Raw genomic sequence first — 25574 nt, 5'->3', positions numbered from 1 at the left:
CGGTGGTCCGCCCTTCGCCCCGCCCGGTCCGGCGCGTACTGTGCCCGGGTATGAACGACTCCACGACCGGGATCACGGCGGCCCTCGTCCGCGAGCTGATCCGGGAACAGCATCCGGAGTTCGGGGAGCTGACGGTCCGGGAGGTCCCGGGAGGCTGGGACAACCGGCAGTGGCGGCTCGGGGACGAGTTGGCCGTACGGATGCCGCGTTCGGAACGCGCCCCGGAGCTGCAACGCAAGGAGTGCCGGTGGCTGCCCGTGCTGGCCCCCCGGCTGCCGCTTCCCGTGCCGCTCCCGGTGCGGACCGGCGAGCCGTCCGCACGCTTCCCCGAGCGCTGGACGGTGATGACCTGGGTCCCCGGCGAGCCGCTGGACCGCTCCTCGATCAGCCGTGGCGACCACGCGGCCGACACGTTGGCCGCGTTCCTGCGGGCCCTGCACGAGGAGGCGCCCGCCGAGGCGCCGGTCGCCGTTGACCGGGGCGGTCACCCCGCCCGGTACACGGAGGGCTTCGACCACTTCTTCGACGCCGTCGCCCCGGCCGACGTCGCGGACGGGATCCGGGCCGTCTGGGACGACGCGGTCGCGGCCCCCGCGTGGGGCGGGCCGCCGGTCTGGGTGCACGGCGACCTCCACCCGGCGAACGTCGTGGTCGCGGACGGGACGCTGGCGGGCGTCATCGACTTCGGCGACCTCTCCGCCGGCGATCCGGCCTGGGACCTCGCGGCCGCCTGGGTCATCCTCCCGTCCGGCACCGCGCCACGCTTCTTCGACGCGTACGAGCGCGCCGACGACGCGACGATCCGGCGCGCCCGAGGGCTGGCGGTCGTCAAGAGCCTCTTCCTGATGCTCATGGGACGCAACGGGGAGCAGGGCCTCCCCGGCGGCAAGCCGGCCTGGGGGCCCGTCGGACGCGCTGCCCTGGACCGCGTGCTGCGTACGCCTGTGGCGTGAGGGCGACGCGGCGCGAGGAGGCTCCGCTCCCGGCCGCGCCGCCTTCTCACCGCTGATTCTCAGCGGGGACCGCGCCCACCTCCGGAGACCGTCGCCCCTCGCCCGGCCCTCCGGCGGTGCGGGCGCGGCGGTGGGCCGCCACGCGTTCGCGGGTCGCGCACCGGCGCGAGCAGTAGCGGCGCTCCGGGCCGCTGCCCCGGGCGATGAAGACGGCGTCGCACGCGGAGGATGCGCAGATCCTGCCGGGCGGCTGTTGGCGGTCCCAGACGAGGACGGTCAGGGCCATGCAGGACGAGGCGAGGAGCCATGCGTCCCAGGGGGCGTCGTCGTCGTGGTCGAGGTGGGGATGCCACGGGGTCGTCCCGGCGTGCGAGGTCAGGCGGAGCGGGCCGGTGTGCTCCCGCAGCAGGTGGTTGAGGGCGGCAGCGGCCTCGTCGGCGTGCTCGGCGGCGAAGACCGGCCGGAGCATCGCGGCAGCCGCGCGCATCGCGGCGACCTCGTCGGCGGTGAGGTCGAGGGGGCCCGTCTCGCCGTGGTCGCGGAGCACCTCCGCGACCGCCGCCGGATCGGGGAGGTCCTCGGCGAGCACGTTGACCAGGGCCGCGGTCCGCCGGGCTGTGGCCAGGACGGAGTGGCGGGCGGACCAGTCGTCACGGTCGGAGCGGTGGGAGAGCACCTGCGGAATGTAACGCATCTTGCTGAGTTTTGAGTTACCTCCGTAACGTCCTGACCATGAGAAAGCGTTACTCGCTCCGCAGGTATCTGGTCGGGGCGGTGGTGGCTCGCGCCGGGGACGAGATGGCGGGGCCCGCGCTGATGCTGGCGGGGTTCGCCGTGGCCGGATCGTCCGTCGAGGCGTCGTCGCTGCTGGCGGGCATCACCCTCTCCGCCGCCGTCGGTGGACCGCTGCTCGGGGCGCTCCTCGACAGGGCGGCCCGGCCGGGCAGGCTGCTGGCCGGGGCCCTCGTCCTGTACGCCGCCGGGCTGGGGGCGATCCTGGCGGGGCTCGGGCGGCTTCCCTTCGCCGTCACCGTCCTGATCGCCGCCGTGACCGGGCTGGCGGGGCCGGCCCTGTCGGGCGGGTGGACGGCCCAGCTGCCGGGGGTGGTGCCCGGCGACCGACTGCCGAGGGCGAATGCGCTCGACGCCATGACGTTCAGCGCGGCGGCCCTGACCGGTCCGGCTCTCGCCGGAGGCGTGGCGGAGGCGGCGGGAGCCCCGTGGGCCGTGGTGGCCTCGGTGATGCTGGTCGCTCTGGCGCTGCCCGCCGCGTGGGCGCTGCCCGCGAGGTCACCCGTGCGACCCACCCGTGCCCGTGAGGAAGGGGCAGCGCCGCCCGTACGGCCCGTCTGCCCCGGCGGGACGGGGCCGCCCGAGCGCTCCAGCCGGGCGAGGCCGCCTGAGCCCTCTGCTCGGGCGAGGCCGCCCAAGCGCTCCGCCCGCCCCGTCTGCCCCGGCGAGGCGGCGCCGCCCGAGCACCCCGCCCGGGAGAGAGAACCCGAGCGTTCCGCCCGCCCCGACGTGGTGAAGCCCCCCGGCCGCCCCGCCCGGGAGAGGCAACCCGGCCGTTCCGCCCGGACGCGGGGTGGCCGGGGCGACCGGGGCACCCGGACGGCCTCGATGGCCGGCGACCTCCTTGCCGGGGTCCGGATCATCGTCGCCAGGCCGGCCCTGGCCCGTGCGACGCTCGCCTCCACCGTCTCCTGCGTCGCCCAGGGCATGTTGACGGCGTGCGTCCCGCTCCTGGGGGAGCGCGTCCTGGGAGGGGCCGGCCGGGGTGCCGCGCTGCTCTCCTGCGCGGCGGTCTCCGCCCTGCTCGCCACCGCCGTGCTCGCCCGGTTTCCCCGTGCGCTCGCCCCCGGGACGGTCATCTGGGCCGGCGCCCTGGTCCAAGCCGCCGCCCTGGCGTCGGCCGCCACCGGGGCGCCGCTGGTGCTCGTCGTGGCCTTCCTGGCGACAGGGTGCGCCGAGGGGCCTCAGTTGGCCGCCCTGTTCACCGTCCGCCACCGGGAGGCGCCGGAGCGGTTGCGCGGCCAGGTCTTCACCACCGGCGCCAGCGTCAAGATCACCGGATTCGCGGTGGGCGCGGCGACCGCCGGCCCCCTCGCGACCCGCTCCCTGCCCGCCGCCCTGCTGCTCGCGGCGGCCGTGGCGGCCGCTGCGGCCCCCGCCTACTTCGCGATCCGTGCCGACCGGCGACCGTACCTTCGCACCGAACCACACCCGACCGGCAGCCCCGGCTGCCGACCGACCGACTGCTCCGACCGCTACTGAACCGACTGCCTTGACCACCGCCGGACGTCCGCCCCGACCATCGCTGGACGTCCGCCGCGACAGCCGCGTCGCGACCGGGCCGCCCGCCCGCTACCGGCAGGACCGTCGCCCGAACCATGCTTCGCCACGTGAGTCGGGGGCACCTGGGCATGACCGGGCGGCGGCTATGTACTAGAGTTATCTCGACATCGAGATATCTGCCGAGGCGTACCACAGCCGCCGCCCGGTAAGGGTTACCTAACTAAGCCTTACCTTAGCGGATGGTCGGGGCCGCGGAAGGCATAACGCGGCGCCGACTGCCAATGAGGCGCGGCGCGGAGATACGCGCACATTGAAGAAGGAGACTGTCGTGTCGGCGAACAGCTTCGACGCCCGCAGCACGCTGCGCGTGGGCGACGAGTCGTACGAGATCTTCAAGCTGGACAAGGTAGAGGGCTCCGCGCGCCTCCCGTACAGCCTGAAGGTCCTGCTGGAGAACCTGCTCCGCACCGAGGACGGCGCGAACATCACCGCCGACCACATCCGGGCCATCGGCGGCTGGGACTCCCAGGCCCAGCCCAGCCAGGAGATCCAGTTCACGCCGGCCCGCGTGATCATGCAGGACTTCACCGGCGTGCCCTGCGTCGTGGACCTCGCCACCATGCGCGAGGCCGTCAAGGAGCTCGGCGGAGACCCGGCGAAGATCAACCCGCTGGCCCCGGCCGAGCTGGTCATCGACCACTCCGTCATCGCCGACAAGTTCGGCACGAAGGACGCCTTCGGCCAGAACGTCGAGCTGGAGTACGGCCGCAACAAGGAGCGCTACCAGTTCCTGCGCTGGGGCCAGACCGCCTTCGACGAGTTCAAGGTCGTCCCCCCGGGCACCGGCATCGTCCACCAGGTGAACATCGAGCACCTGGCGCGTACGGTCATGGTCCGCGGCGGCCAGGCGTACCCCGACACCCTCGTCGGCACCGACTCGCACACCACCATGGTCAACGGCCTCGGCGTGCTCGGCTGGGGCGTCGGCGGCATCGAGGCCGAGGCCGCCATGCTCGGCCAGCCGGTCTCCATGCTCATCCCGCGCGTCGTCGGCTTCAAGCTGACCGGTGAGCTGAAGCCCGGCACCACCGCCACCGACCTCGTGCTGACCATCACCGAGATGCTCCGCAAGCACGGCGTCGTCGGCAAGTTCGTCGAGTTCTACGGCCAGGGCGTCGCCGCCACCTCCCTCGCCAACCGCGCCACCATCGGCAACATGTCGCCGGAGTTCGGCTCCACCGCCGCGATCTTCCCGATCGACGACGAGACCCTGAACTACCTGCGCCTGACCGGCCGTGACGCCCAGCAGGTCGCCCTGGTTGAGGCGTACGCCAAGGAGCAGGGCCTCTGGCTCGACCCGGACGCCGAGCCCGACTTCTCCGAGAAGCTGGAGCTCGACCTCGCCACGGTCGTCCCCTCCATCGCCGGCCCGAAGCGCCCGCAGGACCGCATCGTCCTGGCCAACGCCGCGCAGCAGTTCGCCTCGGACGTGCGCAACTACGTCTCCGACACCGGTGTCGACGAGGCGGGCAAGGAGTCCTTCCCGGCCTCCGACTCCCCGGCCGTCTCCAACGGCGTCCCGTCGAACCCGACCACCGTCACGGCCCCCGACGGCTCGACGTACGAGATCGACCACGGCGCCGTCACCGTCGCCGCGATCACGTCCTGCACCAACACCTCGAACCCCTACGTCATGGTCGCCGCCGCGCTCGTGGCGAAGAAGGCGGTCGAGAAGGGCCTGACCCGCAAGCCGTGGGTCAAGACCACCCTCGCCCCGGGCTCGAAGGTCGTCACCGACTACTTCGACAAGGCGGGCCTGACCCCGTACCTCGACAAGGTCGGCTTCAACCTCGTCGGCTACGGCTGCACCACCTGCATCGGCAACTCCGGCCCGCTGCCGGAAGAGGTCTCCAAGGCCGTCAACGACAACGACCTCGCGGTCACCTCGGTGCTCTCCGGCAACCGCAACTTCGAGGGCCGGATCAACCCCGACGTCAAGATGAACTACCTGGCGTCCCCGCCGCTGGTCGTCGCGTACGCCATCGCCGGTTCGATGAAGGTCGACATCACCAAGGACGCCCTCGGCGTCGACCAGGACGGCAAGCCCGTCCACCTGTCGGACATCTGGCCCACCGAGGCCGAGGTCAACGACGTCGTGGCGAACGCCATCGGCGAGGACATGTTCAACAAGTCCTACCAGGACGTCTTCGCGGGCGACGCCCAGTGGCAGGCGCTCCCGATCCCGACCGGCAACACCTTCGAGTGGGACGCCGAGTCCACCTACGTGCGCAAGCCCCCGTACTTCGAGGGCATGGCGATGGACCCGGCCCCGGTCGAGGACATCACCGGCGCCCGCGTCCTGGCCAAGCTGGGCGACTCGGTCACCACCGACCACATCTCCCCGGCCGGCGCCATCAAGGCCGACACCCCGGCCGGCAAGTACCTCACGGAGCACGGCATCGAGCGCCGTGACTTCAACTCCTATGGCTCGCGCCGCGGTAACCACGAGGTCATGATCCGCGGCACGTTCGCCAACATCCGCCTGCGCAACCAGATCGCGCCGGGCACCGAGGGCGGCTACACCCGCGACTTCACCCAGGACGGCGGTCCGGTGTCGTTCATCTACGACGCCTCGCAGAACTACCAGGCCGCCGGCACCCCGCTCGCGATCCTCGCGGGCAAGGAGTACGGCTCCGGCTCGTCCCGCGACTGGGCCGCCAAGGGCACCGCGCTCCTGGGCGTCAAGGCCGTCATCGCCGAGTCCTACGAGCGCATCCACCGCTCGAACCTCATCGGCATGGGCGTCCTCCCGCTCCAGTTCCCCGAGGGCCAGAACGCCGAGACCCTCGGTCTCACCGGCGAGGAGGCGTTCTCCTTCGCGGGCGTCACCGAGCTGAACAACGGCACGACCCCCCGCACGGTCAAGGTCACCACCGACACCGGTGTGGAGTTCGACGCGGTCGTCCGCATCGACACCCCCGGCGAGGCCGACTACTACCGCAACGGTGGCATCCTGCAGTACGTGCTCCGCAGCCTGATCCGCAGCTGATCAGCGAGCGGTACGACGTGAGGGCCGCGCCCCTGCTTCGCCTGCGGAGGGCGGGGCGCTCGCGCCCGACGGGGCGGAGGACGCGCCCGCGAGCATGATCGCAGGCGCTCTGTTTCCGGAACGGAGCCGCGCACCCTGCGATGACGAGGGACCCCGTACCTGGCATCAGGTACGGGGTCCCTCTGTCCTTTGTCCTTGCGGGCGTGTGGCGAGGAGAGGGCGCTGGGCCTGGGCCGTCAATCTCCCTCGGAACGGGGCCTCATGGCCTCTGCCAGCGTGCGTCCGGGTCGGAAGCCGGCGACGCGGTGTGTTCCGGGGGCCGGTGAACGCGCGGGCCGGACATCACGATCATGCTCATACGTCCCCCCAACCCCAGGTGATCTGCTGGGCGGTGCCCGTGGCCCGGGCGCTCATGACGGCCTCCAGGCGGGCGAAGTCCTGGGCGGGCATCAGCCCTTGCCAGTCCTCCACCGCCAGGACTCGGACGTCGTCGTGCTCCTCGGCGTCCAGCGTGATCGACCGGATCTCCTCCGGGGTGAGGAACCCTCCGTCGAAGACCCACCCCACCGTCCCGTACGGCCAGGATCCGCCTGGCGGTGTGAAGACGGAGGCGAGCAGCCTCAGCGGCCCCTTCACCATCAGTCCGGTCTCCTCGTGGCACTCCCGCAGAGCGGTCTGGAGCGGCTCCTCGCCGTCATCCATCGTGCCGCCGGGGAACTGCCAGGGGTGGGAGGGGGAGTACGTGGCGTGCAGCTGAACGGCCCGCCCGTCCTGATCGGTGAGGAACACGCACGCCCATGCGGTGAACTTCGGGACCGTCTCCGCGTAGTGCGGCGCCGGGGGCGGCCCGGGGGCCGCGTCGGCGAGCCGGGCCATCCGCATCATCGACACGCTCGGTTCCGTCCTGGCGAGGGGGTTCGTGGGCGTGCCGGTCACCGGGTCCACCCCATGTCGGAGTAGGGGTGGCTCGCGAGGATCGCTTCGATGGCTTGCCGGGTGTACGGCATGGTGTTGTCCGGCAGGCTCCCGGGGTCGAACCACCGCCATTCCACGCACCGGTCGGGCTCCCGTACCCGCGGCACGCCGGACCAGGTCCGGGCCCGGAAGAACAACTGGATCCTCGGGCTCGCCGTGGGTGAGTTCTGGCTGTGGACCAGATGGACGAGGTCGATCGCGTCGCGGTCGAGGAGCAGTCCCGCCTCTTCCTCGGCCTCCCGGATCAGGGAGCTGACCGCGTCCTCCCGCTCGCAGTGCCCGGCCAGGGTGTGCCAGAGCCTTCCGGCGTACGCGGAGTCGGGGTGGCGCAGCCCCAGCAGGACACGGCCGTCGGCGTCCTGGAGGAACAGGTGGACCCCGACCACGTGGAGCACCGTTCCGGCGGGGGTTCCGTCGGTCGGGAGGTGGTGATCCGGCACGGGCCGCGCAGCGGACGGGGGGTGTTGGGCGGCGTGCCGGCGGATCACCGGGGCGTTGACCGGCTCCGGGCCCGCGCTCAGGTCAGCGGCCAGGAGCTTGCTGCGCATCGTGAGGGAGGTGACCTGGTCGATCGGCCGCCAGTCCGTCCCGGAAACCTCCTCGGGTTGCGGGGTGGTCTCGGCGGAGGGCGGTACGAGGTGGAAGACGAACCGGAAGTCGTAGTGCTGGTGTGCCGGTTCGCCCTTGGCGGGGTTGGCGTCGATGGGGTGGACGTCGATGTCGGCGGGCTCGTGGCGGAACGCCGCGCTCCGGCAGAGCGCCTGCGGAGGAATGCCCGTCTCCTCTTGGATCTCGCGCACAGCGGCCGCCATCAGCGTGGCGTCCTCGGGCTCGACATGGCCGCCGGGAAGGAGCCACTTCCCGCCGGAGGCGTTGTGCCGAACGTGCAGCACCCGTCCGTCGTGGTCGATCACGGCGGCGCTGCACGTGATGTGCCCGGGAATCGTCGCCCGGGCGGTGACCTCGCCGGGAGCATCGAGGGCCTCCACCAGCGGGCCCAGGGCGGGACGCTCACCGGGGTGACGGCCGAGGTAGGCGGTGACGAGTTCATGGATGTGCGTTCGGGACGGCGGCATGGGCGGCGCCTTTCAGGAGGTGGTGGTCGAGGATCCGGCCGGGCCGGGTGTGACGTGCGGCAGAACTCCCGGGCCGCCACCGAGAACCGGGGCGGCCGTGGTCGCGGGCCCTGCTACAACTCTGTGCGTCCTCGGGCGGGGACTGGCCCGCCGCTCACGCGGAGGCCGTCCCCTCTGCCGTAGCCGTCGCGCCGGCGACGTCGGTGCCCGGGCCCGATTGGCCGGGAACCGCGGATGACGGGGCACGGAACTGGGCGGCCTGCAGCTCGTAGGCCTCGCGGAAGGCTCCGGTGCCGGTGGCCGGGTCCATCAGGTCGGCGAAGGTGCCGTGCTCGGCGACGCGGCCGTCGTCCAGGACGTAGATGTAATCGGCGTCGCGGACGCTGTGCAGGCGGTGGGTGATCAGGACGGTGGTCTGCCCCTCACCGGACAGCCGGTGGATCTGGTCGAAGACGCGCTGCTCGGCGACGGGATCAAGGGCGCTGGTCGGCTCGTCGACGATCAGGATCTGCCCCTGGCGGTGGCGGGCCCGGCCCAGCCCCACCTTCTGCCACATCCCGCCGGAGATCTCGTGACCGCCCTTGTACCCGCGTGCGAGGAGGGTGTCCAGGCCCCGGGGCAGGGAGGAGACGACCTCGTCGGCCCCGGCGTACGCGGCGGCCGGGGCGAGGGCCGCGTCGTCCATCGGCGCCGCGGGACGCCCCACCCCGATGTTCACGCGCGCGGTGAACGGCCACCGGTAGAAATCCTGGGCGACCATCGCCACCCGGTCGAAGACCTGGGCGCGATCAGCCTCGGCGATGGATACCCCGCCCCAGAGAACGTGCCCGCTGTCGGGGGCCCGCAGCCCGCACAGCAGCTTCACCAGAGTCGACTTGCCGCTTCCGTTGCGGCCCACCAGGGCCACGGTCTTCCCACGAGGAACGACGAGATCGACCTCGCACAGCGACGGAGCGTCGGCCCCGGGATAGGTGAAGGTGACCTTGTCGAAGCGGATCTCCTCGACCGTCCGGGGAAGATCCCGCCCGCCGGCGGGGATGGCACGGCGGGCCGCTTCCTCGCACAGCGTTTCCAGGTCGGCGACGAACAGGGCCTCGCCCTGGACATCGGTGACGCGCCCCACGAGATCGGTGATGCTCGCGGCCCCGGTGCGGATGGCGAACACCGCCGTACCCGCGACGGCGAGCGCCATCTGCCCCTGCCACAGCAGCAGGCCCAGCGCGGCATAGGTCACCAGCGTCGCCAGCCCCGCCGCGGCGTCGGCGCCCAGGGTGATACGCACCCCGATCCTCGCCAGCCGGGTCTGCTCCCGCTCGCTGGTGAGAGCCATGCCCCGGAAGTGCTTGAGCAGGAACGGCCCGACATCGTGGACACGGACCTCCCCGGCCGCCTGCTGGTCGATCAGCAGACGGCTGATCAGCTGGGAGGCCCGTACGTGCTGGATGAACCGGTGAAAACTCGCATACCGGTGGCGGGCCATCGCCAGTGCGCTCCACGCCCGCGGTGCCGCCATCGCGATCAGCATCGGCAGCAGCGCCCAGTGCAGGACCGTCAGAACGCCGCCGGCGGCGACCAGCGAGATCGCGGCGGTGACCACCGCCGCGCAGTACACCACCAGCCGCCGCGCCGCATCGGCGCCGTACTGGGCGGAGTCCATCAGCCGGTGGAAGTCGTCGTCCTCCACAGCCTCCAGCTCCACCCGCGCCACCAGCGCCAAGTACCGCTCGGTCGCGACCCGCTGGGTCTTCGGCTCCAGGATCGCGGTGGCAGCCGCCGACACCGAAGCCAGCACCGACCCGACGACCGCGAGCAGCCCCACCGCGATGATCGACGGCACCGCCGAGCGCAACCGCTCCTCCATGGCGCCTTCGGAGAGCAACTCGACCAGCAGGGAGTTCACCATGACCAGGGAGGCCGCCTGCGCGACACCGCGCCCGATCTCGCCGGCCGCCACCGTGTACAGCGCCCGGCGGTCGGCCTGATGCGCGAGCCGGACCGCGACAGCGATCTGCTTCGGCAACGAGAGAGCCATGGCCTTCAGGCTCAGCTTCAGCCAGGCGTGGTGGTGCTGCGCCCAGCCCGCGTCGTAGGCGAGTTCCCCGCCGAACAGCAGCTTCTCCGAGGCCGACGGGTGCGCCTCGTCCGGCGCTCCCGCGGCGTCGTCCGGCGAGCTGCTCATGCGCTCACCGCCCGGGGGGCGAGCCGCCAGGCCGAGGGGGTCGCCGGCGTTCGCCGATCGAACCGCGGAGCCGGGCGCTGATGGCCGTGCGCCGCGTCCCGGGCCCGGGGGGTCCGCGTGCGGCGGGTGGTGCTGCGGCGTGAGCCGATAGGCGTCAACGTCGCTCCCTTCGCTGGATGTTGGGGATGCCGGGTCCAACGAGGGCGAGCACGGATCGAGGACACGCCTTTCAGCCGAACGTCGAACCCTTGTTCTCCGGGGATTCCGGGTGGGAAAGGATCCACGACCCCGCCCTCCGATCGGGAGGAACGGACGCGATCTTGGCCGAAACGGCATCGCCGGCCCGTCGCGGCGGCCGGGGCAGGGCCATCGGGGAACGGAAGCCATGGCGGACATGCGCGGAGGAAGCCATGGCGGACATGCGCGGAGTACGGGCGTGTCGGCGCGGCCCGATAAGGGCGAGCCGGATCACTTCCGCCTCGGCATCGGGCACGCGTTCACGACGGAATGCGCGGACGTGGGGCAGATCCGGGAAGCGGAGGCGACCGGCGCCGCCCGGGCCCCGCTCACGGACGCCGAACGGCTGGCCGGTTCCCGTCCCGCATCGCGCGTGCGGTGCCCCGCCCCGGACGCCGCGGCCTGTCCGGTCCTGATCCGCGGCCAGGGCGTCCGGCCGAGCGAAGAAGGGCCGCACCCCGGGGAATCCGGGGTGCGGCCCTTCCGCGTCCGGCGCGTCCCCCGGACCGTCACGGCACGTAGCGTTCGACCTCGCCCGTCCGGCACTTCGTGCCCGCCGCCACCTCGCCCGACCCCAGGGCCCGCACCGTGACCGCGTCGCCGGGAGCGATCTCCTCGGTGGTCGCGATGCCGTCGTCGACCTCTTCGCCGTCACCGTCCACGAAGCTGACGGTGACGATGTAGGCCGCCGGGCCCTCGGTCCTGTTCACGATCTTCAGATCGGCGTGCGGCCAGCCGATCAGGGAGTCGCGCCCGCACGTCGCGACCGTGACGTCCCCCTCGGGGTCCGGTCCCGGCGCGGGCTCCACGGGCTCCTCGTCGTACGTCTCGTCCTCGTACGGTGCGGAGTAGGGCGCGTCCGACCGCGGCGGCAGCGCGATGGAGTCCTGGACGGCGGACATCGTCGAGACGACGAGCGCCACCGTGCCACCCGCCACGACGAGCCCGCCGGCCACGGCGAGCGTCACGATCAACCCCGTACGCTGCTTGCGCTGCGGCACCGCCGGCGCGGCCCACGGCGACACCTGCTCCGCAGACCGGTACCGCGGCTCCGGCTCCGGCTGCGGCTGTTCGGGCGGCGGAGGCGGAAAGGTGTCGGACATGCGGTCCCCCCACGGGAATGTGATCAGCTGAGGGGCTTACCGTACGTGGCCCCATCGGCCCCACCCGCACCACCTGTACAGAAAGAGAACGGACCACCATGGGAGAGCTGATCCTCATCCGGCACGGCGAGACCGAGTGGTCCCGTTCCGGACAGCACACGAGCTGGACCGACCTCCCCCTCACCGGCACCGGGGAGCGCCAGGCCCGCGCGCTCGTCCCGCTGCTGGCCGACCGGAACATCGGGCTCACTCTCGTCAGCCCGATGATCCGCGCCCGCCGCACCGCCGAACTGGCCGGGCTCCACGCCCCCCGGGTCACCCCCGAGCTGCGCGAATGGGACTACGGCGGCTACGAGGGCATCACCACCCGGGCGATCCGCCGCACCCGCCCCTTCTGGAACCTGTGGACCGACGGCGTCGACCCCGGATCCGACGAACACCCCGGCGAGAGCCCCGAGGAGATCGGGCAGCGCGCCGACCAGGTGCTCGCGGGCGTCCGGTCGGCCGCCGAGGGGATCGGCGACGCGGACATCGCGCTCGTCGCCCACTCGCACTTCCTGCGCGTCCTCACCGCCCGCTACCTCGGGCTGACCCCCGCCGAGGGCCGCCTCTTCCAGCTCGCCACCGGAGCCGTCTCCCGCCTCGGCACCGAACACGGCCGGCCCGTCGTCGCCGCCCTCAACGTGGCCCTGCCCGAAAGCCTCCAGCCGGAGTGAGCCGCGCCGGGCGTCAGCCCCGCCGCCCCCGCGCGACGACGCCCGCGAGCCCCCCGGACCGGTTCGGCGAGAACCGCTGACACGCCGACGGCCGGCACCCCGTCGCCTCGGGATGCCGGCCGCCGGTCTCAGCCCGTACGGATCAGGAGAGCAGCTCCACCTCCGCCAGCGTCGCCGAACCCGTCAGCACCAGCCGGTACTTCGTGTACGAGCCGGGCTTCGCCACCGAGAACACCCGGGTCTGCTTGTCCCAGGCGAACGACTGGCCCGAGCGGCGGTCGACGTCCTTCCACTTCTCGCCGTCCGTCGAACCCTGGAGCGTCCACCCCTTCGGGGCCTTGTCCGCCGCCGCCGAGGTCAGCGTGTACTGGACGCCCTTCGTGGCCGAGGCGACGGGCAGCTCCACCGACTCCACCGTCGCCGAGGTGGCCGAGGTGTCGTCGAACAGCGCGCCGTCACCCTTCAGCGCGTCGCCCTTGGGCGTCGGGACCTCGTCGTCCTTCTGCACCGAGACCGGGGCCGCGTCCTCGCCCGTGCCCCAGGCCGAGGGCTTCGGTCCCATGGCGAACTCCACCGTGCCGCCCCTGGCCAGGACGTCGTGGGGGAGCGCCGTGGAGGTCCACTTCTTGCCGTTGACCTTCACGCCCTGCACGTAGATGTTCGTGTCGCTGTTCTTCGGGGCCTTCACGACCAGCTTGCGGCCGTTGTCCATGCGGACGGTCGCCTTCTTGAAGAGCGGCGAGCCGATCGCGTACTCCCCGCTGCCCATCACCAGCGGGTAGAAGCCGAGCGAGGAGAAGAGGAACCAGGCGGACTGCTCGCCGTTGTCCTCGTCGCCGTGGATGCCCTGCCCGATCTCGCTGCCGACGTACAGCCGGCCCAGCACCTCGCGGACCTTCTCCTGCGTCCTGTACGGCTGCGAGGCCGCGTTGTACATGTACGTGGCGTGGTGGGCGACCTGGTTGCTGTGGCCGTACTGGCCCATCCGCACGTCCCGCGCCTCGGTCATCTCGTGGATGACCCCGCCGTAGCTGCCGACGAACTCCGGGCCCGCCGTCTCCGGCGTCGAGAAGTACGTGTCCAGCTTCTTGCCCAGACCCGCGCGGCCGCCGTACAGGTTGGCCAGGCCCCGGCTGTCCTGCGGGGCGGTGAAGGCGTAGCCCCAGCCGTTGGTCTCGGTGTAGTCGTAGCCCCAGACGCGCGGGTCGTACTGGTCCGAGGGGAGCCGCCAGTCGCCGTTCGGCTTCCTGCCCTGGAAGAACCCGGCCTTGCCGTCGAAGAGCTTGACGTACTTCTGCGCCCGGTTCATGAAGTACGCGGACTCCTCCTTGTACCGCGCCTTCTTCGTCTTCCGATACAGCTCCTCGCCCATGCGGGCGATGCCGTAGTCGTTGACGTAACCCTCCAGGGACCATGACAGGCCCTCGTGGGTGGCGGTGTCGGCATAGCCCTTGAAGACCGAGGTCTCCAGCCCCTTGCGGCCGACGCCCGAGGACGGCGGGGCGACCGTGGCGTTCTTCAGCGCAGCCTCGTAGGCCGCCTCGGCGTCGAACTTCACGCCCTTGACGTACGCGTCGGCGAACGCCACGTCCGAGCTGGTGCCGGTCATCAGGTCCGCGTAGCCGGGGGAGGACCAGCGCGAGGTCCAGCCGCCGTCCTTGTAGTGCTGGACGAAGCCGTCCACCAGCTTCCCGGCCCTCTTCGGGGTGAAGAAGGAGTAGGCCGGCCAGGTCGTGCGGTAGGTGTCCCAGAACCCGTTGTTGACGTACACCTCGCCGTCCACGATCTTCGCGCCCGTCCGGGTCGGGGTGTTCTCGCCGGTCGCCTTGGAGACGGGGCTGGCGTAGCGGTTCTTCCCGTCGACCTTCTCGTGGCCGGAGTTCGGGTAGAGGTACAGGCGGTACAGGCTGGAGTAGAGCGTGGTCAGCTGGTCGGCGGTGGCGCCCTCGACCTCGACGGTCCGCAGGACGTCGTCCCAGGCGCTCTGCGCCGTACGCCGCACGCGGTCGAAGGAGGCGGACTCCGGGATCTCCGCCGCCAGGTTCTTCTTCGCCTGGTCGACGCCGATCAGCGAGGTGGCGAGGCGCAGGTTGACCGTGCGGTCCTTGCCGGCGTCGAAGCGGAAGAAGCCGGTGACGTCGTCGCCCCCGCCGCCCTTCAGTTTGCCGCTGTCGGTGACCGGCGCGTCGAAGACGCCGTACACGAACATCCGGGTCGCGCCGGTGGACAGCCCGCTCTTGACGTCCGTGAAGCCGGAGAACGAGCGGGTCTTCGGGTCCAGGGTGATGCCGCCGTCGTTCGAGACGTTGTCGAAGATCAGGCTGGCGTCCTCGCCCGGATAGGTGAACCGCATCCGGGCCGCGTGGTCGGTGGGCGTCATCTCGGCCTTGAGGCCGTTCTCGAACGTGACGCCGTAGTAGTGCGGCCTCGCCGTCTCGTTCTCGTGCCGGAACGGCAGCGCGCGGGCCGTCCGGGAGGCGTCCGGGGTGCCGCTGGCAGCCGAGGGCATCACCTGGAACGTCTGCCGGTCGCCCATCCACGGACTCGGCTCATGGCTCGTGCCGAACGCCTGGAGCGTGGGGAGGTTGTCCGCGTTGTTGCCGCGGTGGTAGTCGTACAGCCAGCTCAGCGAACCGGCGTTGGTGACCGGCGTCCAGAAGTTGAAGCCGTGCGGGACCGCCGTGGCCGGGATGTTGTTACCGCGTGAAAAGCTGCCCGAGGAGTTGGTGCCCCGGGTGGTCAGCGCGTAGTCCGACAGGTGAGCCTTGCGCTTCTCAGGCTTCTTCGGGGCGATCGAGATGTCGTCGATCCAGCCCTGGAACTTCGCCGGGCCCTTCGGGGAGTCGTACGCCACCAGGACGCGGTCGACTGTCTTGCCCGCCGCGACCGCGCCGATGCGGGCGGAGACCTTGTTCCACTGGTTGACGTAGAGGCGCTTGGCGTCCGCCTGGCCCTGCGGGGTCAGCAGCCCGCCGTGGCTGTCGGTGGCCTTCAGCTCGCTCAGGTACGTGCCGTCGGTGAAGGCGAGGTCCACCGCGACGTGGGTGGCCGGGTAGTCCAGGTCCGTCTCGCCCATCTGCGGGTGGACGAGGTAGGACAGCTCGGTGTCCCGGGTGACGGCCGTGTTCACGTCGAAGATCTTGTTGTACGAGTACGCGCGTCCGTCCGGCGTGTGCGTACCCGCGTACCGCAGCGCCTTCTTTCCGGTGAATCCCGCGCCCGACTTCGCGGTGGGGGAGCCGGAGGGGCCGCGGTCGGGGTGGCTGCGCATCTCGTCGGGCACCGGGGTGGAGGTGTCACCGTTCGAGAATTGAACGTCGGCCAGCTGCAACGCGTCCGCGCCGCCGTTCTTCGTGATCTCCAGCCGGAAGTGCCGGTACTCGGCGCCGGCCGCGATCCCGTACGTCTTCGTCTCGTGCCGCTTGGCGAAGGTCTCGCCGGTACGGGTGTCGAGGTCCGTCCACTCCTTGCCGTCCGCCGAGCCCTTGAGCGTCCAGTCGCGCGGATCGCGTTCGGCGTGGTCGTTGGCCGAAGTGAGGGCATACGTCACGACCTTGACCGGTTCGTCCAGGTCGAACTCGACCCAGCCGGTCTTCGCGAACGCCAGCCACTTGGAGCCGGGCTCGATGTCGACCAGGTTCTCCTTGACCTCGCCGCTCGCGCTGTTCTCGCCGCTCGCGCGGACCTCCGTCACCCGGCCGGTGACGTTGCCGGGTATGCCGGAGGAGAAGCCCCCGTCGACGCCGGAGGAGCGCGGAGTGCCGTCGGGACCCTCCTCGACGGTGTCACGCCAGTCCGGTTGCCGCTCGTCCGCCTCGAAGGAGGAGGCGAACGTCCGCTCCCCGGAGGGCTTGCGGTCCGGCGCGGAGGGCTGGGCGACGGCGGCCGCGGGGGCGATCACCACCAGTGCGAGGGACGCCGCCAGGACGGCTGCTGTGGGGGTCCGTCTCCGGCGGGGGGCCGGGCGGGGGACCGTGTGAGGGGCCTTGTCGGCGCCGTGGTTGAGGCCGCTGGGTGGCTGCATGCCGAGCCGTTCCTCCCCGGGAAAATGCATGGACAACGTTGTCATAGCGGGATGCAAGGTCCAGTAGGGAGCCAAGTGAAGGGGCGTGTCAAGGGTGTTGCCGAGGGGCCGCACGGCGAATCGGCCGGAATGGGGAGATAGCCGCCCGGGGTGGGGGAGGCGGCCGACCGGAATGTCGGCCAGGTCTCAACTCGGGAAAGACTGCCGCCCAAACGTGCATTCGATCTTGCTCAGTTGGCGACAAGTGGACTATACCTGTCGGCACCTGCACAGCCGCTTCACGCGGATGTGCGCGCACGGGGGAGAACAGCGACGGTCACGGGGGCGGTTGAGGCGCCCTCGCTGTACTGTCTCCCGACGCCCCCCCCTGCACCGGCCCGGCCGGTACATCTGCACATCCGCATGACCCATCAGCACAACTGACCGCGGTGGCGGGCCCCTTCGCCTGAGGCGAGTTTCCACGGGTGACCGGTACACCGCCTGAGTCCTGGAGAAGGCGAGGACTTGAGCATGGGATCCACCTCCGCCCACAACAATGAGGGCCTTGGCCGTCGCGATCTGATCAAGCGTTCGGCCGCCCTCGGCCTGATCGCCGTTCCGACGATGAGCTTCCTGTCCGCCTGCGCGAGCGGCGACAGCAGCAGCGACGACAAGGTCGAAAAGGGCGAGAAGACCGACAAGAACCCGCTGGCCGTCAACGGCAGCGCGCCCCTGGAGATCGTCATCTTCGACGGCGGCTTCGGCACCAAGTACGCCGAGGACGCCAAGGCCGTCTACGAGAAGACCTACCCCGAGGCGAAGGTCAAGTTCTCCGCGACGCAGAAGATCCAGTCGGTCCTCCAGCCCCGGTTCAACGGTGGCACCCCGCCGGACCTGATCGACAACTCCGGTGCCCAGCAGATGGACATGGGCGTCCTGGTCGGCAAGAAGCAGCTCACCGACCTGACCCCGCTCCTCGACGCCCCCTCCATCGACGACCCCGCCAAGAAGGTCCGCGACACCCTGCGGCCCGGCATCGTCGAGATGGGCCAGTTCGACGGCGACCCGGTCTGGATCATGTACTACGCGTACACGGTCTACGGCGTCTGGTACTCGCAGACGGCGCTGGAGAAGCTCGACGCCACGTACCCGGAGACCTGGGACGACATGCTCGCGCTCTGCGCGAAGGCGAAGAAGGAGGGCATCGCCGGCTGGACGTACCCCGGCAAGCACCCCTACTACCTCCCCTTCTCGCTGTACCCCTTCATCGCCAAGATCGGCGGCGTCGAGGTCCTCGACGCGATCGACAACCTGGAGCCGAAGGCCTGGGAGCACCCCGCGGTCAAGGCCGCCTTCGAGGCGTACTACGAGCTCGTCGCCAAGGGCTACATCCTGGAGGGCACCCCGGGCCTGGACCACCGCGGTTCGCAGGGCGCGTGGGCCCGCGGCAAGGCGCTGTTCATCCCGAACGGCTCCTGGGTGGAGAACGAGGAAGCGGCGATCATCCCCAAGGACTTCAAGCTGTCCGTGGGCGCCCCCTCCGGCCTCGACTCCTCCGACAAGATGCCCTTCGGCACCATCTGGGCCTCCGGCGGCGAGCCGTTCATCGTCCCGAGCAAGGCGAAGAACCCCGAGGGCGGTCTGGAGCAGCTGCGCATCATGCTCAGCGAGGCGTCCTCCAAGTCCTTCACCACCAGCACCAAGTCGCTGTCCGCCTTCAACGGCGGCACGGACGGCATCGAGCTCTCCGACGGCCTCAAGTCCGGTGTCGCCGCGCTGGAGAAGGCCGGCACCAACGTGGTCAACCCGCGCCTGCAGGACTGGTACGTGAAGCTCCAGAAGGAGCAGATCGGTGTCGCCGCGCTCGGCGAGATGATGGCGGGCCGCGCCAAGCCGGCCGAGACCATCAAGAAGATCCAGGCCTTCGCCGACGCGACCGCCAAGGACCAGTCCATCAAGCACTTCAAGCACCAGTGACCACGCGTCACCAGCGGCGGCAGCACGGGAAGGTCGGAGTCGGTAACGATGCAACACGGTAAATACCGGTTCATAGTCGGGTTCTTGGTGGTTCCGATGGCGTTGTACGTCATCTTCGTCATCTGGCCCTTCATCCAGTCCATCTACTACTCGTTCACGGACTGGACGGGCCTGAGCCCCGACTTCAAGATGGTCGGGTTCGACAACTACGCCAAGATGCTCGACGACGACGTCTTCTGGAAATCGCTGCAGCACAGCGTGCTGCTGGCCGTACTGCTGCCGCTGGTGACGCTGGGCCTCGCGCTCTTCTTCGCCTTCATGCTCAACGTGGGCGGACGGCGCCGCAAGGGCGCCGCCGTCACCGGCGTACGGGGCTCGGGCTTCTACAAGATCGCGTACTTCTTCCCGCAGGTGCTCTCGATCGCGATCGTGGCCATCCTGTTCCAGTTCGCCTTCGACCCGGCCCAGGGCATGATCAACGGCACCCTCAAGGCCGTCGGCTTCGACGACGTGCCGACCTGGCTGGGCGACCCGGACCTGGCCCTGTGGGTCATCATGGCGGTCCTCGTCTGGTGCACGACCGGCTTCTTCGTGGTGCTGTTCTCCGCCGGCATGGCCTCCATCCCCAAGGACTTCTACGAAGCCGCCCTGCTGGACGGGGCGAGCCGCTTCACGACCTTCTTCCGGATCACGCTGCCCCTGCTGTGGGACACCGTCCAGTCCGGCTGGGTCTACATGGGCATCCTGGCGCTGGGCGCCGAGGGCTTCGCCATCGTCCACATCATGAGCGTCGGCCCCGGCGGGCCCGACTACTCGACCACCGTCCTGCCGCTGTACGTCTACCAGGCGGCGTTCCGTGACGGACAGGCGGGCTACGCGACCACGATCGGTGTCGCCCTGCTCATCGTGACCCTGGCGTTCGCCGCCATCGTCATGCGGGTGGGCCGGCGCGAGCGGCTGGAGTTCTGATGAAGACCACTGACACCCCTCCGTCCAGGCCCTCCGGCGCCGACACGGCCGCGGTCCCGGCCCAGCGCTCCGGGAGCGTCTCCAAGGGCTCGTCGGCCCCCGCGAAGAGCAGTGAGGGCCACGTCCTCAACGTCTTCTCGCACGGGATGCTGATCCTGTGGGCGATCATGGTCGTCCTGCCGCTGTTCTGGGCGGTGATGTCCTCGTTCAAGACCGACTCGGACATCTTCAACACCCCGTGGTCGCTGCCGAGTTCGCTGAACTTCGACAGCTGGGGCCGGGCCTGGAGCCAGGCCCACATGAGCGAGTACTTCCTGAACACCATCCTGGTGGTGGGCGGTTCGCTCGTCGGCACCCTGGTCCTCGGCTCCATGGCCGCCTATGTGCTGGCCCGCTTCGAGTTCCCGGGCAACCGGTTCATCTACTTCCTGTTCGTCGGCGGCATGAGCTTCCCGATCATGCTGGCGCTGGTCCCGCTGTTCTACGTCATGGACAACATGGGGCTGCTGAACACGATCCACGGCCTGATCGCCGTGTACATCGCGTACTCGCTGCCCTTCACGGTCTTCTTCCTGACCTCGTTCTTCCGTACGCTGCCGACCTCGGTGGCGGAGGCGGCGATCATCGACGGGGCCTCGCACACCCGGACGTTCTTCCAGGTCATGCTGCCGATGGCCAAGCCCGGCCTGATCAGCGTCGGGATCTTCAACTTCCTGGGGCAGTGGAACCAGTACATGCTGCCGACGGTGCTGAACACCGACCCGGAGAAGCGCGTGCTGGCCCAGGGCCTGGTGGAGCTGGCCGCCAGCCAGGGGTACAAGGGCGACTACTCCGGCCTCTTCGCCGGTCTGGTGATCGCCATGCTGCCCGTGCTGGCCGCGTACATCATCTTCCAGCGGCAGGTCGTCTCCGGCCTGACGGCGGGCGCCCTGAAGTAGCCCCCGTCCCCTGTACGGCCCGGTGCCCCGGCGGAGTTCGTCCGCCGGGGCACCGGGCCGTCGTGCGTGCGCCGGTGCTCAGGTCTTGACGGGAGGCACCCCCGAAAGGTCAGCTTAGAGTTCACATGTTGGAGGAAGCCGGGGTCTCGTCGCTGCGGCCCCGGCCGGGGCGGTCCTCGCGGACCGCCCGCCAAGGGCAGGAGTGGATGAGTCGATGGAGACTCCCGGGTCGCAGACATCGCTGCACAGGGCCAATCTGGAGCGGGTCGTCCGCGCCGTACGGATGGCGGGATCGCTCACCCAGGCGGAGATCGCCCGGAGCACCGGACTCTCGGCGGCCACGGTCTCCAATATCGTCCGGGAGCTGAAGGACGGCGGAACGGTCGAGGTCACGCCCACCTCCGCGGGCGGCAGGCGCGCGCGCAGCGTCTCGCTCAGCGGTGACGCGGGCATCGTCATCGGCGTCGACTTCGGCCATACGCACCTGCGCGTGGCGGTCGGCAACCTCGCCCACCAGGTGCTCGCCGAGGAGTCCGAGCCGCTCGACGTGGACGCCTCGTCCGCCGAGGGGTTCGACCGGGCCGAAGTCCTGGTCAAGCGGCTGATCGAGGCCACCGGCATCGGCCCCGACAAGGTGATCGGGATCGGTCTCGGCGTGCCGGGCCCCATCGACGTCGAGTCGGGCACGCTGGGCTCCACCTCGATCCTGCCGGGCTGGACGGGCATCAACCCCAGCGAAGAGCTCTCCGGCCGGCTCGGCGTGCCCGTGTACGTCGACAACGACGCCAACCTCGGGGCGCTGGGCGAGCTGGTCTGGGGGAGCGGCCGGGGCGTCAAGGACCTGGCGTACATCAAGGTGGCCAGCGGCGTCGGCGCCGGACTGGTGATCGACGGGACCATCTACCGGGGCCCGGGCGGCACCGCCGGGGAGATCGGCCACATCACGCTGGACGAGTCGGGCCCGGTCTGCCGCTGCGGCAACCGCGGCTGCCTGGAGACCTTCACCGCCGCCCGGTACGTCCTGCCCCTGCTCCAGCCCAGCCACGGTCCCGGGCTCACCATGGAGCGGGTGGTCCAGCTGGCCCGCGAGGGCGATCCGGGGTGCCGCCGGGTGATCGGCGACGTGGGCCGCCACATCGGCAGCGGCGTGGCCAACCTGTGCAACCTGCTCAACCCCAGCCGCGTCGTGCTCGGCGGCTCGCTGGCGGAGGCCGGGGAGCTGGTCCTGGGGCCCATACGGGACTCCGTGTCGCGGTACGCGATCCCCAGCGCGGCCCGGCAGCTGTCGGTCCTCCCCGGAGCGCTCGGCGGCCGTGCCGAGGTCCTGGGCGCGCTCGCCCTGGTGCTGAGCGAGATGGGGGATTCGACCCTTTTGGAGAGCACCGTCCCCGCGGCGACTCCTGCCTTCACTTAGATAACGAATGGCACCGTTGTCATCTCGTTAAGGATTTACTCCTTGACGCTGACGCTGCGGCCGAGTTGACTTCCAGCCACCTCGGCCGCAACGTCGCGGCCTCGTCAGGGAGGTTCGAGAATGAACACGCGTATGCGTCGTGCCGCCGTTGCCGTTGCCGCCACCACCATGGCGATCTCGCTGGCCGCTTGCGGGAGCGCCAAGGAGTCCGGCGACAAGGCCGAAGGAGGCTCGGAGAAGAAGGGCGACGACCTGAAGATAGGTCTGCTCCTCCCCGAGAACCAGACGGCCCGCTACGAGAAGTTCGACCGTCCGATCATCGAGAAGAAGATCGGCGAGCTCACCGGCGGCAAGGCGAAGGTCACCTACGCCAACGCCAAGCAGGATGCGAACACGCAGGCCCAGCAGGTCGACACCATGATCACCAACAAGGTCGACGCGCTCATCCTGGGCTCCGTGGACTCCAAGGCGATCGCCAACAGCGTCAAGAAGGCCAAGGACGCCGGCATCCCCGTCGTCGCCTTCGACCGCCTCGCCGAGGGCCCCATCGACGCCTACACCTCCTTCGACAACGAAGAGGTCGGCCGGGCCCAGGGCACCGCCCTGCTGGAGGCCCTGGGCGACAAGGCCGACGGCGGCACGATCGTGATGATGAACGGCGCGATCACCGACCCGAACGCCGCGCTCTTCAAGTCCGGCGCCAAGTCCGTCCTCGACGGCAAGGTGAAGTACGGCAAGGAGTACGACACCAAGGAGTGGAAGCCGGAGAACGCCAACGCCAACATGGAAGCGGCGATCACCGCGCTCGGCAAGGACAAGATCGACGGCGTCTACTCCGCCAACGACGGCATGGCGGGCGGCATCATCACCGCCCTCAAGGCCGCCGGCATCTCGCCGCTCCCGCCGGTCACCGGCCAGGACGCCGAACTCGCGGGCGTGCAGCGCATCGTCTCCGGCGAGCAGTTCATGAGCGTCTACAAGTCCTACCCGGCCGAGGGCATCGTCGCCGCCGAGATGGCCGTCGCCCTCGCCAAGGGCGAGAAGCTCGACTCCATCGCCACCTCGAAGGTCGACAGCGCCACCGCGAAGGGCATCCCGACGGTCCTCGTCCCGGTCGTCTCCCTGACCAAGGACAACATCAAGGACACCGTCATCAAGGACGGCATCTGGACCATGGACGAGATCTGCTCGGCCAAGTACAAGGCCGCCTGCGACAAGATCGGCCTCAAGTAGTCCGGAGCGGCGCCCCGGGGCCCGGCCCCGGGACTCCGTTCCGCCCCCGAGCGGCCGGCCCCCGCCCGCTCCACCGCCACCCGGTCCGCCGCGCACCCGCGCGAGGACCGGGCGGCCCACCGCCCGCGCACGCGCCCGGCCCACCGGCCCGGCACGCGCCACGAAGCCTGTCCGGCGCCCCGCACACCAACCGTCCCGCTACCGGGCGGGGCGCCGGGCGGAACGCTTCCCCCTTTCCCGTATCCCTTCTGCTCGACACCGCCGCGCCTTCCCCCGGGCGCGGCATCCCCGCCGGTCAGGCGGCGAAGGAGATGGTTCATGTGTCCGCTACGCCCGTGCTGGCGTTGCGAGGGGTCTCCAAGCGCTTCGGTGCCGTCCAGGTACTCACCGATGTAGAGCTTGAGGTCCACGCCGGCGAGGTGGTCGCCCTGGTCGGCGACAACGGCGCCGGTAAATCCACGCTGGTCAAGACGATCGCCGGAGTGCACCCCATCGATGACGGCGTCATCGAGTGGGAAGGCCGGGCCGTGCAGATCAACAAGCCGCACGACTCCCAGAACCTCGGCGTCGCGACCGTCTATCAGGACCTCGCGCTGTGCGACAACATCGACGTCGTCGGCAACCTCTACCTCGGCCGGGAGCTGCGCCGCTTCGGCGTGCTGGACGAGGTGGAGATGGAGCGCCGCTCCCGCGAGCTGCTCTCCACGCTCTCCATCCGCATCCCGAGCGTCCGCATCCCGATCGCCTCGCTCTCCGGCGGTCAGCGCCAGACCGTGGCCATCGCCCGCTCGATGCTCGGCGAGCCCAGGCTCGTCATCCTCGACGAGCCGACCGCCGCCCTCGGCGTCGAGCAGACCGCCCAGGTGCTCGACCTCGTCGAGCGGCTGCGCGAGCGCGGCCACGCGGTCATCCTCATCAGCCACAACATGGCCGACGTGAAGGCCGTCGCGGACAAGGTCGCGGTGCTCCGGCTGGGCCGGAACAACGGGGTCTTCGATGTGAGGACCACTTCCCAGGAAGAGATCATCTCCGCCATCACGGGCGCCACGGACAACGCCGTGACCCGACGTGCGGCGCGCAACGCGGAGGTTTCGAAGTGACCACCGACGAGACCGCCAACACGGCGGACAAGGCCGGCCCGTCCCTGGACAAGGGCGCCGACCCCGTCGACGCCCCGCCGGTCGGCAACCCTGACGCGGCCGACGGCGCCGCCACCGTCGTCGACCCCCGCCTGCTCATCCGCGAGCAGGGCTTCGCCGGGTACCTCACCGAGTTCAAGCGCAAGATCAGCGGCGGCGACCTGGGCTCCATCCCGGTCGTCATCGGCCTCGCGATCATCGCGATCGTCTTCCAGAGCCTGAACTCCGAGTTCCTCTCCGCGAAGAACATCAGCGACATCGCGGTCACCATGGTCGCCACCGGCATGATGGCCGTCGGCATCATCTTCGTCCTGCTGCTCGGCGAGATCGACCTCTCGGTCGGCTCCGTCTCCGGCGTCTCCGGCGCCCTCGTCGCGGTGCTCAGCGTCACCCAGGGCATGAACGAGTGGCTGGCGATCGTCGTCGCCATCGTCAGCGGCGCGGTGATGGGCGCGATCCACGGCTTCTTCTTCGCCCGGATCGGGGCCCCCGCCTTCGCCGTCACCCTGGCCGGCCTGCTGTTCTGGCTGGGCTTCATGCTCCAGCTCCTCGGCGACTCCGGCACCATCAACCTGGACGGGGAGGGCGTGGTCGGCCAGCTGACCACGTACTACTTCACCGACGTCGCCGCCGCCTACGGGCTCGCCGCGATCGCGGTCGTCGGCTACTTCGCCGCCGCCTTCCTGGACACCCGCCGCCGCGAGGCCGCGGGCATCCCGTCCCGGCCGATCGCCGACATCGCCGTGCGCACCGCCGTCCTCGCGGTGTTCGCCTTCGCCGCCGCGTACATGTTCAACCAGTACCGCGGCCTGCCGCTCGCCCTGGTCCTCTTCCTGATCGTCCTGGTCGGCACGGACTTCCTGCTCCGCCGCACGGCCTACGGGCGGAAGATCTTCGCGCTCGGCGGCAGCGTCGAGGCGTCCCGGCGTGCCGGCATCAACGTCACCGCGATCCGGATCTCCGTCTTCTCCATCGCGGGGACCTTCGCCGCGATCGGCGGCCTGTTCTGGGCCTCCAAGATCGCGGCGGCCAACCAGGGCTCCGGCACCGGCGACCTCCTGATGAACGTCATCGCGGCGGCCGTCATCGGCGGCACCAGCCTCTTCGGCGGCCGCGGCCGCACCTGGAACGCGCTCCTCGGCGTCATGGTGATCGTCTCCATCCAGTACGGACTGTCGCTGGAGGGCATCGCCACGCCGATCCAGTACATGGTCACCGGCGCCGTGCTCCTGGCCACGGTGGTCATCGACTCCGTCACCCGTAAGACCCAGAAGACCGCGGGTCGCGCCTGACCGCACATCCGCGCAGGTGCCCGGCG

The 25574-nt window shown here is 70.6% G+C and carries 17 protein-coding genes; 11 read left to right on the top strand and 6 right to left on the bottom strand.

Going from position 1 to position 25574, the window contains the following annotated elements; translation table 11 throughout:
* Positions 1-50: 50 nt before the first annotated feature.
* Complete coding sequence (locus IF19_RS0101690) at positions 51-953, top strand: aminoglycoside phosphotransferase family protein (RefSeq protein WP_030114810.1); 903 nt, start codon at positions 51-53, stop codon at positions 951-953.
* Between the two features lie 46 nt (positions 954-999).
* Here the strand turns inward: IF19_RS0101690 and IF19_RS0101685 are convergent, their stop codons facing one another.
* Complete coding sequence (locus tag IF19_RS0101685; RefSeq protein ID WP_078580398.1) at positions 1000-1647, bottom strand: CGNR zinc finger domain-containing protein; 648 nt, start codon at positions 1645-1647, stop codon at positions 1000-1002.
* A gap of 38 nt (positions 1648-1685) precedes the next feature.
* On the opposite strand from IF19_RS0101685, the gene IF19_RS1000000135820 reads away from it, so the two are divergent.
* Entirely contained in the window at positions 1686-3227 is a 1542-nt protein-coding gene (locus tag IF19_RS1000000135820) for an MFS transporter (RefSeq protein WP_078580397.1), read from the top strand.
* Positions 3228-3576: 349 nt separating this feature from the next.
* The gene (acnA, locus tag IF19_RS0101675; RefSeq protein ID WP_030276138.1) at positions 3577-6297 is read left to right on the top strand and encodes an aconitate hydratase AcnA; all 2721 of its coding nucleotides are present in this window, start codon (positions 3577-3579) and stop codon (positions 6295-6297) included.
* Between the two features lie 354 nt (positions 6298-6651).
* Here the strand turns inward: acnA and IF19_RS0101670 are convergent, their stop codons facing one another.
* The 4 genes from IF19_RS0101670 to IF19_RS0101655 form a co-directional block, all read right to left on the bottom strand.
* Positions 6652-7233 carry an NUDIX hydrolase gene (locus IF19_RS0101670; RefSeq protein WP_317992297.1) on the bottom strand — a complete coding sequence of 194 codons (582 nt, stop codon included), beginning with the start codon at positions 7231-7233 and terminating at the stop codon, positions 6652-6654.
* Complete coding sequence (locus IF19_RS0101665; RefSeq protein ID WP_030114815.1) at positions 7230-8348, bottom strand: NUDIX domain-containing protein; 1119 nt, start codon at positions 8346-8348, stop codon at positions 7230-7232. Before IF19_RS0101665 ends, IF19_RS0101670 begins: the two co-directional genes overlap by 4 nt.
* Before the next feature lie 154 nt (positions 8349-8502).
* Positions 8503-10527: an ATP-binding cassette domain-containing protein gene (locus IF19_RS0101660; RefSeq protein WP_030276140.1), complete on the bottom strand. Its 2025-nt coding sequence runs from the start codon at positions 10525-10527 to the stop codon at positions 8503-8505.
* Between the two features lie 746 nt (positions 10528-11273).
* On the bottom strand, positions 11274-11867 hold the full coding sequence (locus tag IF19_RS0101655) for an FxLYD domain-containing protein (RefSeq protein WP_030114818.1): 594 nt from the start codon (positions 11865-11867) through the stop codon (positions 11274-11276).
* Positions 11868-11965: 98 nt separating this feature from the next.
* Between IF19_RS0101655 and IF19_RS0101650 the strand changes: the two genes are divergently transcribed.
* Positions 11966-12583, top strand: coding sequence for a histidine phosphatase family protein (locus IF19_RS0101650; RefSeq protein WP_030114819.1), 618 nt, complete (start codon positions 11966-11968; stop codon positions 12581-12583).
* 142 nt (positions 12584-12725) lie between these two features.
* On the opposite strand, the gene IF19_RS0101645 is transcribed toward IF19_RS0101650, so the two are convergent.
* Positions 12726-16607, bottom strand: a complete 3882-nt coding sequence (locus IF19_RS0101645) for a GH92 family glycosyl hydrolase (protein ID WP_030114820.1) — start codon at positions 16605-16607, stop codon at positions 12726-12728.
* A 510-nt stretch (positions 16608-17117) separates the two neighbouring features.
* Here IF19_RS0101645 and ngcE point away from each other — a divergent pair.
* The 7 genes from ngcE (at position 17118) to IF19_RS0101610 (ending at position 25548) form a co-directional block, all read left to right on the top strand.
* Positions 17118-18563: an N-acetylglucosamine/diacetylchitobiose ABC transporter substrate-binding protein gene (ngcE, locus tag IF19_RS0101640; protein WP_030114821.1), complete on the top strand. Its 1446-nt coding sequence runs from the start codon at positions 17118-17120 to the stop codon at positions 18561-18563.
* Positions 18564-18611: 48 nt separating this feature from the next.
* Positions 18612-19532, top strand: a complete 921-nt coding sequence (locus IF19_RS0101635; protein ID WP_030114822.1) for a carbohydrate ABC transporter permease — start codon at positions 18612-18614, stop codon at positions 19530-19532.
* Complete coding sequence (locus IF19_RS0101630) at positions 19532-20470, top strand: carbohydrate ABC transporter permease (protein ID WP_030114823.1); 939 nt, start codon at positions 19532-19534, stop codon at positions 20468-20470. The genes IF19_RS0101635 and IF19_RS0101630 overlap by 1 nt, the downstream gene beginning before the upstream one ends.
* 214 nt (positions 20471-20684) lie before the next feature.
* Positions 20685-21884 (top strand): ROK family transcriptional regulator, encoded by a 1200-nt coding sequence (locus tag IF19_RS0101625; RefSeq protein ID WP_030114824.1) that lies wholly within the window; start codon positions 20685-20687, stop codon positions 21882-21884.
* A 120-nt stretch (positions 21885-22004) separates the two neighbouring features.
* Positions 22005-23117: a sugar ABC transporter substrate-binding protein gene (locus IF19_RS0101620; RefSeq protein WP_030114825.1), complete on the top strand. Its 1113-nt coding sequence runs from the start codon at positions 22005-22007 to the stop codon at positions 23115-23117.
* A gap of 311 nt (positions 23118-23428) precedes the next feature.
* A complete protein-coding gene (locus tag IF19_RS0101615) occupies positions 23429-24217 on the top strand; it encodes an ATP-binding cassette domain-containing protein (RefSeq protein WP_030114826.1) in 789 nt (262 codons plus the stop codon).
* 44 nt (positions 24218-24261) lie between these two features.
* A complete protein-coding gene (locus IF19_RS0101610) occupies positions 24262-25548 on the top strand; it encodes a sugar ABC transporter permease (RefSeq protein WP_032747358.1) in 1287 nt (428 codons plus the stop codon).
* Positions 25549-25574 lie beyond the last annotated feature (26 nt).

It is taken from the genome of Streptomyces californicus (genome assembly GCF_000717645.1).
Classification (GTDB): Bacteria; Actinomycetota; Actinomycetes; order Streptomycetales; family Streptomycetaceae; genus Streptomyces; species Streptomyces californicus.
This window is presented reverse-complemented; position numbering and strand designations above follow the sequence as displayed.

Bases quoted from the DNA above. Each gene is read 5' to 3' on its own strand.
- IF19_RS0101620 (WP_030114825.1), top strand. From the start codon at position 22,005: ATGAACACGCGTATGCGTCGTGCCGCCGTTGCCGTTGCCGCCACCACC.
- IF19_RS0101635 (WP_030114822.1), top strand. From the start codon at position 18,612: ATGCAACACGGTAAATACCGGTTCATAGTCGGGTTCTTGGTGGTTCCG.
- IF19_RS0101650 (WP_030114819.1), top strand. From the start codon at position 11,966: ATGGGAGAGCTGATCCTCATCCGGCACGGCGAGACCGAGTGGTCCCGT.
- IF19_RS0101655 (WP_030114818.1), bottom strand. From the start codon at position 11,867: ATGTCCGACACCTTTCCGCCTCCGCCGCCCGAACAGCCGCAGCCGGAG.
- IF19_RS0101690 (WP_030114810.1), top strand. From the start codon at position 51: ATGAACGACTCCACGACCGGGATCACGGCGGCCCTCGTCCGCGAGCTG.
- IF19_RS0101645 (WP_030114820.1), bottom strand. From the start codon at position 16,607: ATGCAGCCACCCAGCGGCCTCAACCACGGCGCCGACAAGGCCCCTCAC.
- IF19_RS0101625 (WP_030114824.1), top strand. From the start codon at position 20,685: ATGGAGACTCCCGGGTCGCAGACATCGCTGCACAGGGCCAATCTGGAG.
- IF19_RS0101665 (WP_030114815.1), bottom strand. From the start codon at position 8,348: ATGCCGCCGTCCCGAACGCACATCCATGAACTCGTCACCGCCTACCTC.
- IF19_RS1000000135820 (WP_078580397.1), top strand. From the start codon at position 1,686: ATGAGAAAGCGTTACTCGCTCCGCAGGTATCTGGTCGGGGCGGTGGTG.
- ngcE (WP_030114821.1), top strand. From the start codon at position 17,118: ATGGGATCCACCTCCGCCCACAACAATGAGGGCCTTGGCCGTCGCGAT.
- IF19_RS0101630 (WP_030114823.1), top strand. From the start codon at position 19,532: ATGAAGACCACTGACACCCCTCCGTCCAGGCCCTCCGGCGCCGACACG.
- IF19_RS0101660 (WP_030276140.1), bottom strand. From the start codon at position 10,527: ATGAGCAGCTCGCCGGACGACGCCGCGGGAGCGCCGGACGAGGCGCAC.
- IF19_RS0101685 (WP_078580398.1), bottom strand. From the start codon at position 1,647: ATGCGTTACATTCCGCAGGTGCTCTCCCACCGCTCCGACCGTGACGAC.
- IF19_RS0101615 (WP_030114826.1), top strand. From the start codon at position 23,429: ATGGTTCATGTGTCCGCTACGCCCGTGCTGGCGTTGCGAGGGGTCTCC.